Annotated in this window: 14 protein-coding genes; 6 read left to right on the top strand and 8 right to left on the bottom strand. The window is 63.1% G+C overall.

The annotated features are described in order from the left end of the window. Window positions 1-64 precede the first annotated feature (64 nt). Both AOP79_RS01770 and AOP79_RS01775 read right to left on the bottom strand, forming a co-directional pair. Window positions 65-502, bottom strand: a complete 438-nt coding sequence (locus AOP79_RS01770; protein ID WP_062069860.1) for a hypothetical protein — start codon at window positions 500-502, stop codon at window positions 65-67. Between the two features lie 63 nt (window positions 503-565). Beyond that, the gene (locus AOP79_RS01775; protein ID WP_062069862.1) at window positions 566-1,690 is read right to left on the bottom strand and encodes a GuaB3 family IMP dehydrogenase-related protein; all 1,125 of its coding nucleotides are present in this window, start codon (window positions 1,688-1,690) and stop codon (window positions 566-568) included. A 128-nt stretch (window positions 1,691-1,818) separates the two neighbouring features. Between AOP79_RS01775 and AOP79_RS01780 the strand changes: the two genes are divergently transcribed. The 3 genes from AOP79_RS01780 (at window position 1,819) to AOP79_RS01790 (ending at window position 6,473) form a co-directional block, all read left to right on the top strand. Continuing rightward, window positions 1,819-4,377 carry a transglutaminase domain-containing protein gene (locus tag AOP79_RS01780; RefSeq protein WP_082093271.1) on the top strand — a complete coding sequence of 853 codons (2,559 nt, stop codon included), beginning with the start codon at window positions 1,819-1,821 and terminating at the stop codon, window positions 4,375-4,377. Between the two features lie 47 nt (window positions 4,378-4,424). Further along, on the top strand, window positions 4,425-5,135 hold the full coding sequence (locus AOP79_RS01785) for an exonuclease domain-containing protein (protein WP_062069866.1): 711 nt from the start codon (window positions 4,425-4,427) through the stop codon (window positions 5,133-5,135). A gap of 63 nt (window positions 5,136-5,198) precedes the next feature. Further along, entirely contained in the window at window positions 5,199-6,473 is a 1,275-nt protein-coding gene (locus AOP79_RS01790) for a Glu/Leu/Phe/Val family dehydrogenase (RefSeq protein ID WP_062069868.1), read from the top strand. A gap of 161 nt (window positions 6,474-6,634) precedes the next feature. Here AOP79_RS01790 and AOP79_RS01795 read toward each other — a convergent pair whose 3' ends face one another. Then, window positions 6,635-7,384 (bottom strand): TSUP family transporter, encoded by a 750-nt coding sequence (locus tag AOP79_RS01795; RefSeq protein WP_062069870.1) that lies wholly within the window; start codon window positions 7,382-7,384, stop codon window positions 6,635-6,637. 20 nt (window positions 7,385-7,404) lie between these two features. After that, the gene (gene guaB, locus AOP79_RS01800) at window positions 7,405-8,913 is read right to left on the bottom strand and encodes an IMP dehydrogenase (protein WP_062070986.1); all 1,509 of its coding nucleotides are present in this window, start codon (window positions 8,911-8,913) and stop codon (window positions 7,405-7,407) included. Window positions 8,914-9,148: 235 nt separating this feature from the next. Here guaB and AOP79_RS01805 point away from each other — a divergent pair, with 235 nt between their 5' ends. Further along, complete coding sequence (locus AOP79_RS01805; RefSeq protein WP_062069871.1) at window positions 9,149-9,439, top strand: WhiB family transcriptional regulator; 291 nt, start codon at window positions 9,149-9,151, stop codon at window positions 9,437-9,439. 117 nt (window positions 9,440-9,556) lie between these two features. Here the strand turns inward: AOP79_RS01805 and groES are convergent, their stop codons facing one another. After that, a complete protein-coding gene (gene groES / locus AOP79_RS01810) occupies window positions 9,557-9,850 on the bottom strand; it encodes a co-chaperone GroES (protein WP_062069873.1) in 294 nt (97 codons plus the stop codon). A gap of 193 nt (window positions 9,851-10,043) precedes the next feature. Here groES and AOP79_RS01815 point away from each other — a divergent pair, with 193 nt between their 5' ends. After that, window positions 10,044-11,213 (top strand): THUMP-like domain-containing protein, encoded by a 1,170-nt coding sequence (locus AOP79_RS01815; protein ID WP_062069875.1) that lies wholly within the window; start codon window positions 10,044-10,046, stop codon window positions 11,211-11,213. 5 nt (window positions 11,214-11,218) lie between these two features. Here the strand turns inward: AOP79_RS01815 and AOP79_RS01820 are convergent, their stop codons facing one another. Next, a complete protein-coding gene (locus AOP79_RS01820; protein WP_062069877.1) occupies window positions 11,219-11,734 on the bottom strand; it encodes a hypothetical protein in 516 nt (171 codons plus the stop codon). Between the two features lie 25 nt (window positions 11,735-11,759). Continuing rightward, window positions 11,760-12,368, bottom strand: coding sequence for a LysE/ArgO family amino acid transporter (locus tag AOP79_RS01825; protein WP_062070987.1), 609 nt, complete (start codon window positions 12,366-12,368; stop codon window positions 11,760-11,762). A gap of 70 nt (window positions 12,369-12,438) precedes the next feature. Between AOP79_RS01825 and AOP79_RS01830 the strand changes: the two genes are divergently transcribed. Continuing rightward, window positions 12,439-13,329: a LysR family transcriptional regulator ArgP gene (locus AOP79_RS01830; RefSeq protein WP_062069879.1), complete on the top strand. Its 891-nt coding sequence runs from the start codon at window positions 12,439-12,441 to the stop codon at window positions 13,327-13,329. 34 nt (window positions 13,330-13,363) lie between these two features. Here AOP79_RS01830 and AOP79_RS01835 read toward each other — a convergent pair whose 3' ends face one another. Beyond that, window positions 13,364-15,055: a glycoside hydrolase family 3 N-terminal domain-containing protein gene (locus AOP79_RS01835; RefSeq protein WP_082093272.1), complete on the bottom strand. Its 1,692-nt coding sequence runs from the start codon at window positions 15,053-15,055 to the stop codon at window positions 13,364-13,366. Window positions 15,056-15,057 lie beyond the last annotated feature (2 nt).

The raw sequence follows: 15,057 nt of genomic DNA on the forward strand, positions 1-15,057 counted from the left end.
CACGAAAATACCGCGGACTCTTCACCCTAACCCCGCGCTACGGGCACGATTGACCGGGCGAGCGTCACGACGATGTGAAGGTGTGCTCCCACAGTTCTGTGCCTTCAGAATCGAAGTAGATGTAGGTCACGGCAGGATCGACGATGCCGGCCGCTTCCATGCCGGGAAACACCTGCGTATCGCAAAGGTCTTGAATCTCGCCGATGGCTCCGTCGAAGTACTCCACAGCCGCATCGGGGTCAATGGGCTCCGCGTAGTAGTAGACATACTCGACAGTGCTGGGCGGCACTGCGGCGATGTTGATGTCTGTGTAGAGCCCGTCGAAATCCTCGAGCAATCCCGGAACAGTTGCTTCTTCGGATGCGACATAGTCCGCGAGCGCCGAGTCCTCGACCTCCGCGACGTTCGCGTCGCTGGACCCATTCGACGAACATCCGGCAAGAATCATGGCGGCGATACCGGCCACCACGACCGTTGTGCGCATTTCACTCGTGACGATCATCTGACCTTCCCCTCATGTGTGATGACTACTCACTGTCGTTCGCAGGTGCGAACACCGTGACCTCTATGCGGGATCGTATGGCGACACGACGACGTCGACGCGCTGGAACTCCTTGAGATCTGAGTATCCCGTGGTCGCCATGGAGCGCCGGAGCGCACCCATAATGTTCGTGCTGCCGTCCGCGGACTGCGCCGGGCCCGACAAGATCTCTTCTAGCGTGCCCCCGGTCCCCACCTCAACGCGAGCACCTCGCGGCAGCTCCGAGTGGTAAGCCTCCTGGCCCCAGTGGAATCCACCGCCTGGCGCCTCCGACGAACGCGCGAGCGCGGAACCCAACATCACAGCATCGGCTCCACACGCGATGGCCTTCACGATGTCACCCGCACGGCCCAAGCCACCATCAGCAATCACGTGCACATAGCGCCCACCGGACTCGTCCAGATAGTCACGCCGCGCAGCAGCAACGTCCGAGATCGCAGTCGCCATGGGAGCGTGAATACCCAAAGTGTTGCGCGTGCGCTGAGCAGACCCGCCACCGAATCCGACCAGGACGCCCGCAGCGCCAGTGCGCATCAAGTGCAGACCCGCCTGGTAGGTGGCAGCACCGCCCACAATCACGGGAACATCGAGGTCATAGATGAACTTCTTGAGGTTCAGCGGCTCCACGTGTTCAGACACGTGCTCCGCAGACACCGTGGTGCCACGAATCACGAACAAGTCCACGCCAGCCTTCAGCACCGTCTCGTAGTGTTCCTGAGTACGTTGCGGGCTCAACGCGCCCGCCACAGTGACGTCGGCCGCACGGATCTCACGCAGGCGCTCCGTGATGAGTTCATCCTTGATGGGCTCGCGGTAGATCTCCTGCATGCGCGCAGTGGCCGCGGCCCCATCAAGCTGGGCAATCTCGTTCAGCAGCGACGTCGGGTCCTCGTAGCGAGTCCACAGCCCTTCAAGATCGAGCACACCCAGACCACCAAGCCGCCCAAGCGCAATCGCAGTCGCCGGACTCATGACGGAGTCCATCGGCGCCGCAATCACAGGAATCTCGAACTGGAAGGCATCGATCTGCCAGTTCAGCGACACCTGCCTAGGGTCGCGCGTACGGCGCGAAGGCACCACAGCGATGTCATCAAAGGAAAAGGCGCGGCGACCGCGTTTGCCGCGGCCAATCTCGATCTCGTTGCTCACCACCCCACCCTATCGCCCGCACGGATAAACCTGCAGGCACAGACGCGCTCACCACATCACCCAAGGTTCGCTACGGTATAGCCATCGGTGCCGCACCACCGTCGGAAAGACTTCACAGGGGGAACATCATGAACGCGCCCACGCCCGCAGGCTGGTACAACGACCCGTACGCACCGCACACTGGAGTGCTGCGCTACTGGGACGGTCAACAATGGACTGGCCACACCCACAATCCGCACACCGCCGCACCGCCGCAGCCACAGCCACAGCCACAGCCACAGCCACAGCCACAGCCACAGCCACAGCCAGCGTCCCACCAGGCCGCACCCCAGGTGCCCCCAACATCGGCTTCGCTCAAGCCCCACAAACGCCGCACCGCCATCATCGTGAGCTCCGTGAGTGGAGCGATGGTGCTACTTCTCGCTGCCACCGGCATCATTTGGTACAACGCAAACGACTTCGGCAACGGAGGCGGTCTCGCCGGCGGCGACAACCAAGGCACCTCGGGACTACCCCTGTGCGGAACGGAAGACGTCCCCCTCATCGAGCAGGCCGCGTTTGCCGATGCGACCATCGCGGAACCCGTCTGCGAACAAGCGGACACTGGGTATCTCTACACCACCCCCATCACTGGCATTGAGGACCGCTCAGCCACCATTCACTTCCCCGCAACCGTGCGGCGTGCCGAAGCCCCGGCCGGCGCAAACGTGCCTTTGCCCTACGCAACCAACTGGGGTTTCGAACTCTACGCGGATGCCGCCCTGACCAAGAGGGTCAACCTCCGCGTCACAAACTCACCGGAAGGTGAGGGGTGGGAAATCGACGCCGTCGAGTGCCCGACCATCGCTGCGCAATACAGCGCGGACTACCGTGAAGCGGCCGGCATCGAGACGCCAACTGAGGTGTTCCAGATCCGGGACAACTACACGGAACTCGTTCCAGGGTCAGAGCCGCTCAGCGCAGAATGTGAAGGCTGGGGTTTGAGGGACAACTACTTCCTGGTACGCCACGTTGACGAAAACGCCGAGCCGCTCGACGCGCCCATCGTGTCCCAATTCAACTTCACCCACCACCTCGACACCCCGCGCGTTGCCTGGTCTGTAGATCCGGATTCGCCCGGAACCTTGCGGGCCGACTGGGAGCCCATCGACGGCGCCAAGAGTTACGCCGTCATCAAGACGTGGGCTCAGCACGACGAGGACGGCAACTTCCTGCAACGCCAGTACGAGGTGGTAGGTGCGTCCTTCGAGAACTGGTGGCGCGCCTCTGAGTCGTTTGGGTCCGATGTACTGACCGATGATCTCTACTACTTTTATCGCAACCAGAACGAGTCAATGCAGTTAGCGATTCACACCGACGATGACGCAGACACCGACGATGCCCAAAGCGATCCCTACGTCGAGTTCGAGTATGCGGTTGTCGCCTTGATGAATGCTGACGACGGTTCCACGGATTGGTGGGGTTCAGCGCTCGGCGCCACCGATGCCTCGGACATCGCGGCCGACCTTCCGTACAGCTTTGCCTACAACGCCTGGGATGAGGCCTATCCCGACAACAAGACTGGCGAGGAACTCCTCGGCCCAGACTTCGCGACTGTCGAAGACGTCCCCACCACCGTGCCAATCTCGCTACTCAGCGGAGACTCCACCGACACCACCGCTTTGCTCGGTAGCGCCACGCTCAGCGATCCGGACGAGCGCGACGGTGAGACATGGTTCCAAGTAGGCCTCTTCGCGTCCGGGTCCCGTCTGGGCACACCGGTCAATATCAAAGCGGACTCCACGAGTAGCGCCATCGAGTTCATCGAGGACTTCAACGCGTACTCAATCGCGCAAGCACCCCCGACAGGCGCCACCGAAACGACGGTGCAGATTTTTGAACTCCCGGAAGCAGAAGTCAAGAAGATAGCGCCCGCGGTCGACTACCCCATGCAGCCGGGCTCACACCCATTCGTTGAGTTCGTCGCCGCACACCTGCTGGCCCGAACCGAAGCGATTGACATCAGCGGGTGGACGGATCAGCCAGGACTCCCTGACCTATGGGACGCCGTGGACGAAGCCGCATCTCAGAACCCTTATGCATACGCCGATGCGTTCAGCGCTTCAGAGTCCATCCTCTACGTCGACTACTCGTACGAAGACGGGGTGTATCAGGAGCATCAAGCGGACCTCGCGGCCGATGTCAAGGAGGCAGTCGCCGCCGCTGTGCCGGACGGGGCTTCCGATCGCGAATCTGCCATCGCAATCAACAACTGGATTGCAGACAAGGTGGATTACGACTACAACACCCTCGACCTCGCGGTCCAGTTCGAATCCTCGGCCCAAGCAATGACGTGGGACGAGTTCAAGGACGCCAACGACCTTCGGCACGCATGGGAAGCCAACGGTGTTTTCGACACCGACGCAGTGGTGTGCGCAAGCTTCTCCATGGCGTACACGGTGATGGCGTGGGAGGCGGGGCTTGATGTCCGCTATGTCACGGGCACTGTGGATGCCGGCGGGCGGCACGCGTGGAACAAGGTCAACATTGACGGCGATTGGCTCGCGCTGGACTCCACCTGGAATGAGGGGGCTGGCGAGAACTTGTGGATGCTCATCACTGACGATCAATTTGTTGACAGTGCGTCGCGCTCAGAAGACCTGTGGTGGATCTTGGACGCCCACATCGGCGACTACGCGACGCCGTAGGGGCTGATCGGGCGGTCGATGTCTGTTGCTCGTGGCAGAGTGTCCCCATGAGTTGGTTAGACGAGACCTTGGTGGGCTTTGACACTGAAACGACGGGAGTGTCGACGTCCAAGGATCGGATCGTGACCGCCGCCATCCTCACCCGAACGGGCGAGGAGACCACCACACGGACATGGCTGATCGATCCGGGTATCGACATTCCTGAACGCGCCACCGAGGTTCACGGCATCACCACCGCTTACGCCCGGGAAAACGGCGTCAGCCCAGCCGATGCTTTGGAAGAGATCGCCTCGGTCCTCGCCTCCGCGATGGCGGCGGGGTTTCCTGTGGTCGCGTTCAACGCCCAATATGACCTCACCATCGTGGAGAACGAGTTGGCCCGCCACGGGCTGGCCTCACTCGCCTCCCGTCTGCCCAGTGGCACGGTGGGACCCGTCGTTGACCCCCTCGTGCTTGACCGTCACTTGGATCGCTACCGCCGCGGGCCTCGCAAACTCATCAATATGTGCGAGCACTATGGGGTTTCTGTGGTTGCTGACGACCTGCATGCAGCGGATGCCGATGTCGCGGCCACCCTTGATCTCTTACCCGCCATGGCAAAGGCGCACACCGCGCTCGCTACCGTCGAGGTCGCTGATCTCCAGGGGCAACAGGTAGAAGCGCACCGTGTCTGGGCCACCGATTTTGCCGCCTGGCTCCGGTCTAAGGGCCGCACGGAAGATCTCCCTCAACCTGAATGGCCAGTCGCCGCGACCTGAGTCGGGTTCCGCACGCACCCGTGCTGCACGTTAGAGTCGAAGTGACTCAACGAGGAGGCGTGCATGACCGCGATTAGCAGTGCAGACCCCATCCCTACAGGTGGTCCCCTAGACGATGCGCAAGCTCAATTGGCTGCGGCCGTCGCTCACTTGAAATGTCCCCCAGGTCTGCACGAGATGCTAGCGATGCCGCGGCGTGAACTTCAGGTCGCAGTTCCTTTGCGCCGAGATGACGGCACCACTGCGGTGTACTCCGGCTATCGCGTGCAACACAATCTGTCTCGCGGACCAGCCAAAGGTGGTCTGCGGTACTCCACGGCGGTCGACCTGGACGAAGTCCGGGCTCTCGCCATGTGGATGTCGTGGAAGTGCGCGCTCGTTGACGTGCCGTATGGCGGCGCTAAGGGTGGAATCGCTATCGAACCCCGCGACCACTCTGATGGTGAATTGGAGCGCGTGACTCGCCGCTATACGTCCGAGATCCTGCCCATCATCGGCCCCGATATGGATATCCCAGCCCCCGACATCGGCACGGATGAGCGCACCATGGCCTGGATCATGGACACCTACTCCACTACCAAGGGGTACACCGTTCCGGGAGTGGTCACAGGTAAGCCCATTTCCCTCGGTGGTTCCCTTGGTCGCGCCACCGCAACATCCCGCGGCGTTGCACACGTGGCGCTCATGGCGCTGTCAAGCACCGGTATGGAGGCAAGCAAGGCCAGCGCGGCAGTTCAGGGTTTCGGAAAGGTGGGCCGCGATGCAGCGCGTCTGTTGAATGAGGCGGGCGTGAGCGTCAAGGCCGTGTCCGATGTGGATGGCGCCGTGTTCGCTCCGGACGGCCTTGATATCTCGCGGCTCAGTGCGCACGTGGACCGTGAGGGCACTGTGTCAGGCTTCGACGGCGCAGAACCTCTCGCCCCCGCGGATCTGTTGACGCTCGATGTCGATGTCTTGGTGCCAGCGGCTATTGAAGGGGTGCTGACGGAACACAATGCTCACGACGTTCAAGCGTCGATCGTTGTCGAAGGTGCGAACGGTCCGACTACCCAAGCGGCTGACGAGATCCTGACGACACGAGGCGTCACGATTGTCCCTGACATCTTGGCCAACGCTGGCGGTGTCATCGTCTCCTACTTTGAATGGGTGCAGTCGAACCAGGCATACCAGTGGCGTGAGGCTGAGGTCCGTGACCGCCTCGAGGAGCGGATGACGCGTGGCTGGCGCGATGTCGCCGATTACGCGGGCGCACATTCGTTGACGTACCGCGAGGCAGCCACAGCGCTGTCGGTGAGCCGAGTGCTCGAAGCTCACAAGCTTCGCGGCCTCTACCCATAAACCCCTCACCCTTCCCCGACACTTTGAACCAAAGGTGACACCAACACGCCGCATATGACGGCTGCTCGGCGTGCTGCCATCGGCGTGCCACGGCATTCTTTGGTTCAAAGTGATGGCGATGGGGTCGCAGTGAGCGCGGTGGGGTCGCAGCGAGGGCTAGATCAGTTCGCGAGCACGTTCCACAGCATCGTGAGGGACACGACCACGATGAGGACTCGAAGGACTATCGGCGAGACACGCAAGAGCAAGTGCGACCCGATGTAGGCGCCAATGAGTTGACCCACGACCATGACCCCGCCGACGATCCACACCATTTGGCCAGCAACTGCGAACACCAGCAGCGAAGCAAAGTTGGTGGCGAAGTTCAGCGTCTTGGCAGTGGCTGTGGAGCGCCTCAGGGGCAGCGCCCGCAACGCCACTCCAGAGAGCGCAAACAGGGAACCAGTGCCGGGACCGAAGGCCCCGTCATAGGCGCCGATGGCCGGGACCACGGTCCGACGATACGCCTTCGCACCGATGCGGGTATGAGCGGGAGGCTCGTGAGACTTTGGCACAAACAAGAAGTACGCCGCGATGATCGCGAGGACCACGGGGATCACGATCTCCAACGCATCGGTCGATACGAACTGAATCACGACCGATCCCACTGCCGAGCCGCCGAACGCCCACAGCATCGGCCGTCTGACATCGACCCACTTCACCCCATGGCGTTTGATCACCTGCGTGGTTGCCATGAACGTTCCTGCGGAACTTTGAAGTTTGTTAGTGCCCAACGCCTGCAGTGGCGGTACACCTGCCAGCAGCAGCGCGGGCACCGTAATCAACCCGCCGCCACCAGCGAGCGTGTCGAGACACCCGGCTACTAACGCGACGAGCGCCAGGAGCGCAAGCAACTGCCAGGTGATCTCCACGATGTCTCAGGCTGTTGTCATCAACGCCCGGTGTAGTTGGGCGCCTCGACCGTCATCTGGATGTCGTGGGGGTGAGATTCCTTGAGGCCGGCCGGGGTGATTCGCACAAACTTGCCGCGCGAACGCAACTCGTCGACTGTGCGTGCACCGACGTAGAACATCGACTGCCCAAGGCCACCCACCAACTGACGTGCAACATCGTGGAGCGATCCCTTGAACGGCACGCGGCCCTCAATGCCCTCGGGAATGATGTCGTCGTCGCTCGGGGCGTCCGACTGGAAGTAGCGGTCCTTGGAGTACGAGACTCGGCCTCGCGATGCCATGGCCCCCATGGAGCCCATTCCGCGGTACATCTTGTACTGCTTGCCGCCGACGAGCACGAGGTCGCCAGGCGCCTCGGCGCAGCCAGCAAACAACGAACCGATCATCACTGACTCCGCCCCGGCAACTAGTGCCTTGGCGATGTCACCCGAGTACTGGAGTCCGCCGTCGGCGATCACGGGAACGCCCGCGGGGCCCGCTGCTTGGTATGCCTCCCACACTGCTGTCACCTGCGGGACACCGACACCTGCGACCACTCGCGTGGTACAGATCGAACCCGGTCCAACGCCTACCTTGACGGCGTCCACGCCTGCGTCGACCAGTGCCTGTGCGCCCTCACGGGTCGCGACATTGCCGCCGATGACCTGCACGTGGCTGGTGGTCGGGTCGGACTTGAGCCGGGAGATCATGTCGATCATCGCTTGTGCGTGACCGTGAGCGGTGTCGACAACGAGCGCATCCACGCCGGCCTCGACCAGCGCGGTAGCACGCTCCCAGGCGTCGCCGTAGAAGCCCACGGCGGCAGCCACGCGAAGGCGCCCCTGCTCATCCTTGGTGGCCTTGGGATAGCGCTCCGTCTTGACGAAGTCCTTGACTGTAATCAGTCCGGTGAGGCGGCCTGCCTCGTCGACGAGGGGAAGCTTCTCGACCTTGTGCTGCGCGAGCAGTTCAGCAGCCTCGGAGTTGGAGATGCCTTCGTGCGCGGTGACGAGGGGCATGGGCGTCATGGCTTCGCGGACCTTGAGTCCGTCGTAGGCGTCGTGGTCCACAAAGCGGAGGTCGCGGTTGGTGATGATGCCCAGGAGACGGCGGTCTTCGTCAACAACGGGCAACCCGGAGACTCGGTACTTGCCACAGAGGGCATCGAGTTCAGTGAGTGTCGCCTCGGGCCCCACGGTGACGGGGTCGGTGATCATGCCGGATTCGGAGCGCTTGACGATCTCCACCTGGTGCGCTTGGTCGGCGATCGACAAGTTGCGGTGCAGAACACCGATGCCACCCTGACGTGCCATAGCAATGGCCATACGGGCTTCGGTCACGGTGTCCATGGCCGCGCTCAGCAGGGGAATCTCGAGTGAGATGCCGCGCGTGAGGCGGGTGGTGGTGTTGACCTCGGAGGGGATGACGTCGCTTTGCCCGGGCAGGAGGAGGACGTCGTCGTAGGTCAGACCGGTGAAACTGAAGGGATTGTTCTCAACTGGCGCCATTGCGCAAGTGTATTGCGTCGCGGTGTCGGGAGCGAACACTTCAAAGTTCGCTCAGAGTTCACAGAATTGGGGGTAGCCAAGGCGCAAATGAGAGAGTACAAATAGGAGAGATGGCAACGTTTCACCTGGTTATCGGCGGTTGGAGTCGATAACGCTGAGGAGCGAACAATTACACACAGCCCGTGACGCAATGGTGGGTCGCGGTGCGTCAGCCCGACACGATGTAAGGAGCGCCATGAGTACAGTCGCGAAACTCCCGGCACCAACGCAGGACCAGTGGGAGTGGCAGTACAGCGGAGCTTGCCGCGAGGCAGACCCCGATCTCTTTTTCCACCCCGAGGGGGAACGTGGCGCAGCGAGGCGCCGCCGCGCTGAAGCCGCTAAGGCCTATTGCGAAACGTGCCCTGTCTTGGACATGTGCCGCGAGCGCTCTATGGATGCTCGCGAGCCGTTCGGAGTCTGGGGTGGAGTCAGTGAAGACGAACGCCACTCAATGCTGGTGAACCGCTTGCAGCGGGCAAGTTAGGCCCTATGCTGATAGCTGTTCGGAGCCGCCGCTAGCCCCCCTTGCGAGCGCCCGAACAAAGAAGGCCCCGGACGACATTGTCGTCCGGGGCCTTACTTTTCTCGGTGTGAGAGGTGCTTACTGCACCACGCCGAGGAGATCACGCGCCGAGAGAATCAGCAGCTCTTCGCCGCCATATTTCACCTCGGTGCCGCCGTACTTGCTGTAGATGACCTTGTCACCGACCGCGACGTCCAGCGGGATGCGGTTGCCGTTGTCGTCGAAACGACCCTGGCCGACTGCCAAGATTTCACCCTCCTGGGGCTTCTCCTTGGCAGCATCGGGAATAACGAGTCCGGACGCGGTGGTCTGCTCGGCGGCAGAGGGCTTCACCACGACCTTGTCCTCAAGAGGCTTGATAGAGACCGACACAGCGGACCTCACCTTCCATAATCCTTGACAGATGTGTGCCGCAGTCCTTGGCGTCTACCCTGCCGTCGCGGGGGTCAGAGTTGACTTATGGACCTACGGGCTCCATTGCTGGAGCACGCACTAATTTAGCACTCACACCCCCCGAGTGCTAACTATGGGCACCGATGTTCACGCACCGTGAAAGACTCACCTCATGGATGCCGCCACCGCACGCATGCTGACCACCCCAGATGGCCTGGCACTCGTGGACGCGTTGCCTCAATATGACGAGCAGCGCTCATTGGCCTTGGGCACGTCAATGCGGGAGCAGGGCGTCGACGCGGATCTTGTCGCGGCCGTTTTAACGCAGTCGCGTCTGAGAGCCGATGCCTCGGCAAAGTTTGGCGATTTCGCCGCAGGAATGCTCTTCACACAGGCCGGCCTCGAGCAAGCGACAAGGCTTGAGGTGGCGGCTCGTCATGGTGCCCGTTTTCGCGATGCCGGGATCACTCGCGTTGCAGACTTGACGTGCGGCATCGGCGCTGATGCGATGGCGCTGAGTGCGCTGGGAATCTCAGTGACGGCTGTCGAGCTCGATGAGGCCACCGCTCTGCTGGCCGATCACAACCTGCGGCATTGGCCGGATTCACAGGTGGTGCACGCCGACTCCATGCAGGTCGCCGCGCATCTGGACGTTGACGGCTTCTTCGCGGATCCTGCACGCCGCAATGCCCGTGGCCGGCGTCATGACCCTCGCGACTACTCCCCCGCCCTTGATGACGTCTTGGCGCTGCGGGAGGTGCACCAGGCCCTCGGGGTCAAGGTGGGCCCGGCGATCCCCCACGAGGCAATTCCCTCCGGCGTGGAAGCCGAATGGGTGAGCGTCAACGGCAGTGTCGTCGAGGCGGCACTGTGGTGCGGCCCGCTTACCTCCGAGCCAGGACACGCGGCTCTCGTGATCCGTGACGGCCAGGCCCATCGCCTCACCGGCGATACACATCGGGCCGATGCCGGGACCCTGGGCGAGTACCTCTATGAACCCGACGGAGCCGTGATTCGTGCCGGGCTCATCGGCCAAGTCGCGGAGGCGACGGGTGCTCACCTCATTGACGAGTCAATCGCGTATCTGACGGCCGATGCCGTGATCGAGTCGGCGTTCATGCGCGGCTATCGGATTCTCGAGACGGTGCCTCTGCATGCCAAAGCAATCGCGACGGCGTTGGCGGCTCGCAATGTTGGCACGGTCGACATCAAGAAGCGCGGCGTTGACATCACCCCAGAGCAGTTACGCCCCAAACTCAAACTGCGCGGGTCTGAGCGCCTGACGCTCGTGTTGACACGCGCGCAGGGGAAGCGGCTCGCGGTCATTGCAGAGCCCCTGTAGGCGCGTTACGACTCTGCCGAGCCCTCGGTCGTTCTGAGCACCTTACTCACCATCTGTTGACTCGTGCCGATGTCGCGGGCGATCGCCGACTGTGACGTGCCTGCTGCATGCGCCGCACGAATGCGCTCCCGCGTCTCAGAGTCCAGAGAGCCCGATCTGCGGCTTGCGGATGCACCTCCACGCCTGCCGGACATAATCGAATCCACGCTGGCTTTCGAGATACCAAGCCCCTGGGCCACAGCCACTCGAGACTCCCCAGCAGCGACACGTTCCTTCACTTCGGCCACGACAGCATCGGTGATGCGGGTGCGCTTCTTGGCCGCGCCCTGCTTGCTTCGCGGCGCCCGCGCGCGCTGCGGCGTGGCAAGAGGTCCACCTGCGGCGGCGCGGATCCGCCCAGACACCAACGCCGAGACCGTCGTTTGCGCGATCTGGAAGTCACGAGCGAGGTCCACCTGACGCTCCCCAGCGGCGTAGCGCTCGCGAAGGTGAACGACGTCAGCGTCGGAGAGAGTGGCCATAGTGACAGCGTAGAGCCCACAATACTCAGAGCCCAAGGATGAGCAGGACTGCCAGAAGCGCCATCATCGCGGCCACGAGCCAGTCGACAATGACCCAGGCCCGCGGGCTCGCGAGCACCCCGGACAGGAGCCGTGCTCCATATCCCAGCACTGTGAACCACAGGAGGGAGCCGGTCATCGCCCCGAAGGCAAAGAGCCACTTCTCGGCCCCATAGGTCGCCGCGACAGTTCCCAGCAACACCACGGTGTCGAGATACACGTGTGGGTTGAGCCACGTGATCGCAAACGTCGTCAGCGCCACGGCCCAGATCGTGGGGCCCGCACTCGGCGCCGTAGATACATCGAGTCCGTTGTCGGGGCCCTTCATCGCGCGCATGGCAGCCATGACGGCATACGTCGCGAGGAACACCGCTCCGCCGATGCGGGCGACCGTCTCAATCCATGAATGTGCACCGATGATCGCACCCAGGCCCGCTGTGCCGGCCGCGATCAGCACGGCATCGGAGAGCGCACACACCAGCACAACTGCCACCACGTGCTCACGGCGGATGCCTTGACGGAGAACAAAGACGTTTTGTGCGCCAACGGCAGCGATGAGGGAGAGGCCCAAACCCAGGCCTACAAAGAAAGTCATGCTGGTGACGCTAGCCGCGCCACACATGAAGCACCACCAAGAGTTTCTTCACTTCCATTAGCCTGACTGTATGAAAGTTCCGGTAGATCTCGCGCTCACCCTCGCTGCGGCCGTCGAGGAAGGAACGCTCGATGCCGCGGCACGAAAGCTCCACCTGACCCAATCCGCGGTGAGCCAGCGCCTCGCGACCCTCGAACGATTGACCGGACAAGTCCTCTTGGTACGCTCCCGGCCCGTGCGCTCGACAGCGGCTGGGGACCGCATCATCCGCTACGCACGGCAAGTCGCCCACCTCGACGCTGACCTTGCCCACAGCATCGGCCTGGATGACACGTCGACGCCAATGCCGCTTGCCGTCAATGCGGACTCACTTGCCGCATGGATACTTCCCACTCTTTGCGCCGAGGCCGCGGAGCGCGGAATCTTGCTTGAACTCCACCGCGAGGACGAGGGACACACATCACACCTCCTCGCAGACGGCACCGTCGCAGCCGCCGTCACCACCGATGCCGAACCGGTCCCCGGATGCTCAGTCACGCCCCTCGGGAGCCTGCGCTATCAGGCCGTCGCAGCCCCAGAGTTCGCACGCCGCTGGTTTCCCGATGGCCCCACCCCGCAAGCAATCTCCGCGGCACCCGCAGTCGACTTCGATAGCAAAGACGTCATTCAGAACCGCTACCTCGCGGCTCTGGGACTGAACCCCACGGACACACCTCGCCACCTCGTCCCGTCATCGACCGAGTTCGCACAAGCGATCGCCCTCGGGCTTGGCTGGGGGCTTCTTCCAGCGGTGCAACGCGAAGGCCATGAACTCATCTCCCTCGGTGGGCCTGACATCACCGTCACTCTGTACTGGCAACAGTGGCGCACGCACTCAGCCACTCTTGCAGCCCTCGCTCACGCAGTGCGGACTGCTGCGCACGCACACTTAGAACCATTGAAGGCAGAAGGCGCTGCCTAGCCGGCCCAGTGCGGGGCTTGGCCCTCAGGCAGACCTATTCGCAGGTGTCGTAAGGCAACTCAAGGCTCACCGGCCACTGCCCCCCAGGGGGTGCGGACCCGGTCAGCACGTCCACCAAGCCCGCAAAGGCCTCACTCGACCGGCCGTAGATACCGACATAGGTTGTTGCGGTCGAGGACTGCAGGCCCCACGGCCCGGCGAGCGCCACCACGATGTCGGCGTTGAGCGCCGACGAGTCTCCGCCCAGCAATCCAATCGAGGTACCGGACCCGGCCACAGTGACCCCGCGTTCACTCAAGGCAGCAGTGAGGTGTGCCCGGTCACTCTCGGTGCCGCCCACCACCCTCACGCTGTCGCCGATCCACGGTGCCGTGCAGGACTCCGCCGCCACCGTTGCACCAGCCACCGTCAAGTCACGGGCATACGTCTCGGGAGCCTCCGCGTTGCGTGCCTCGGCCTCACTCGCCAGCCGCTCTTGCCAGCGCCCCGCCACAATCATCCGAGCCACAGCACTGTCCAGGCGCGCGCGCGGGACATCGCCTGACGTCACCGCCGCAACAATCGCATCTCGCGCAGCGCGCGGGTCGGGAGGCAGGAGCAGCACGTCCGCACCCGCGGCAAGCGCAGCGACTGCTGCTTCGCCCGGTGAATGGTTGCTCTGCAATGCAGCCATGTTGAGCGCATCGGTCATGGCTAGGCCGGTGAATCCCAACTCATCGCGCAGATACTCATAAGCGTTCGGGTTCACCGATGCGGCCTCGCCGCCCCACTCAGACACCACCAGGTGGGCCATCATCACCCCAGGCACTCCCGCGTCGACGGCATCACGGAAGGGGACGATGTCCGTAGTCTCCAGCTGCGCGAGCGTCTTCTTTTGCACGGGAAGACCTTGATGAGAGTCGACATCGACAGAACCATGGCCGGGGAAGTGCTTGATGACCGGAACGATGCCGCTCGAGACGTAGCCGGCGACGGCAGCATCGACGGTCGCGGCGACGCGCTCCGGGTTGCTTCCTGCCGAACGTGAGCGGATGGTCGGGTCGCTCAGACCAGCTGTGACGTCGGCGACGGGCGCGTAGTCAGTGGTGAAACCCAGGCTCTGTAAGTCGGCGCCCTGTCCCGCATAGGCGTCGGTCACCGACTCCTTGTCACTCGCCGCGCCTGCCGACATGAAGCCGGGCATGGTGGGAATCACACCCCCCAGGCGAGCGACACTGCCACCCTCTTCATCGACACCGATTATGGTGCCCCAATCGCGGTCGCCGCCCGCTGCGTGGATTTTGTCAGTGAGCGCGCTCACTTGAGTTGCGGTGTCGATTGCGCCACCCATCAGAATGACACCACCCAGATTGAGGTCGCTCACCAACGCAGCGGCCCCCTCGGCATCCGTACTGTTCCATGCGGCCACAATGACCTGGCCCGCGGCATCCTCAAGACTCATGGATCTCGCATCGGCCTGCGCGGCTGCCCACTGCTCAAGAGTGGGCCCCCAGGCGAGGCGGTGCGTCACCTGAACGTCAGGAAACGATGCCAACCAATCTCCGGCATCGGCCGTCACCTGCGGAAACGGCTCAGGCGACGGAGCCACCCCGGAAGTGTCGCTCGTCGCTGAGCGCGTCCCGCCCGGACCACTGCCCGCAGAGGTGAGAGCGAATGTCGCGATCAGCCCCGCGGCGACCAATGCCGCCACCGCTCCCCACACGGGGACGTGCCTGCGACGGGACATTG

This window comes from Demequina sediminicola, from assembly GCF_000975055.1.
In the GTDB taxonomy this organism is placed as follows: domain Bacteria; phylum Actinomycetota; class Actinomycetes; order Actinomycetales; family Demequinaceae; genus Demequina; species Demequina sediminicola.

Excerpts from the sequence above, each read along its gene's own strand:
- AOP79_RS01770 (WP_062069860.1), bottom strand. The coding sequence starts at position 502 with ATGATCGTCACGAGTGAAATGCGCACAACGGTCGTGGTGGCCGGTATC.
- AOP79_RS01780 (WP_082093271.1), top strand. The coding sequence starts at position 1,819 with ATGAACGCGCCCACGCCCGCAGGCTGGTACAACGACCCGTACGCACCG.
- AOP79_RS01785 (WP_062069866.1), top strand. The coding sequence starts at position 4,425 with ATGAGTTGGTTAGACGAGACCTTGGTGGGCTTTGACACTGAAACGACG.
- AOP79_RS01790 (WP_062069868.1), top strand. The coding sequence starts at position 5,199 with ATGACCGCGATTAGCAGTGCAGACCCCATCCCTACAGGTGGTCCCCTA.
- guaB (WP_062070986.1), bottom strand. The coding sequence starts at position 8,913 with ATGGCGCCAGTTGAGAACAATCCCTTCAGTTTCACCGGTCTGACCTAC.
- AOP79_RS01805 (WP_062069871.1), top strand. The coding sequence starts at position 9,149 with ATGAGTACAGTCGCGAAACTCCCGGCACCAACGCAGGACCAGTGGGAG.
- AOP79_RS01815 (WP_062069875.1), top strand. The coding sequence starts at position 10,044 with ATGGATGCCGCCACCGCACGCATGCTGACCACCCCAGATGGCCTGGCA.
- AOP79_RS01820 (WP_062069877.1), bottom strand. The coding sequence starts at position 11,734 with ATGGCCACTCTCTCCGACGCTGACGTCGTTCACCTTCGCGAGCGCTAC.
- AOP79_RS01825 (WP_062070987.1), bottom strand. The coding sequence starts at position 12,368 with ATGACTTTCTTTGTAGGCCTGGGTTTGGGCCTCTCCCTCATCGCTGCC.
- AOP79_RS01830 (WP_062069879.1), top strand. The coding sequence starts at position 12,439 with ATGAAAGTTCCGGTAGATCTCGCGCTCACCCTCGCTGCGGCCGTCGAG.
- AOP79_RS01835 (WP_082093272.1), bottom strand. The coding sequence starts at position 15,055 with ATGTCCCGTCGCAGGCACGTCCCCGTGTGGGGAGCGGTGGCGGCATTG.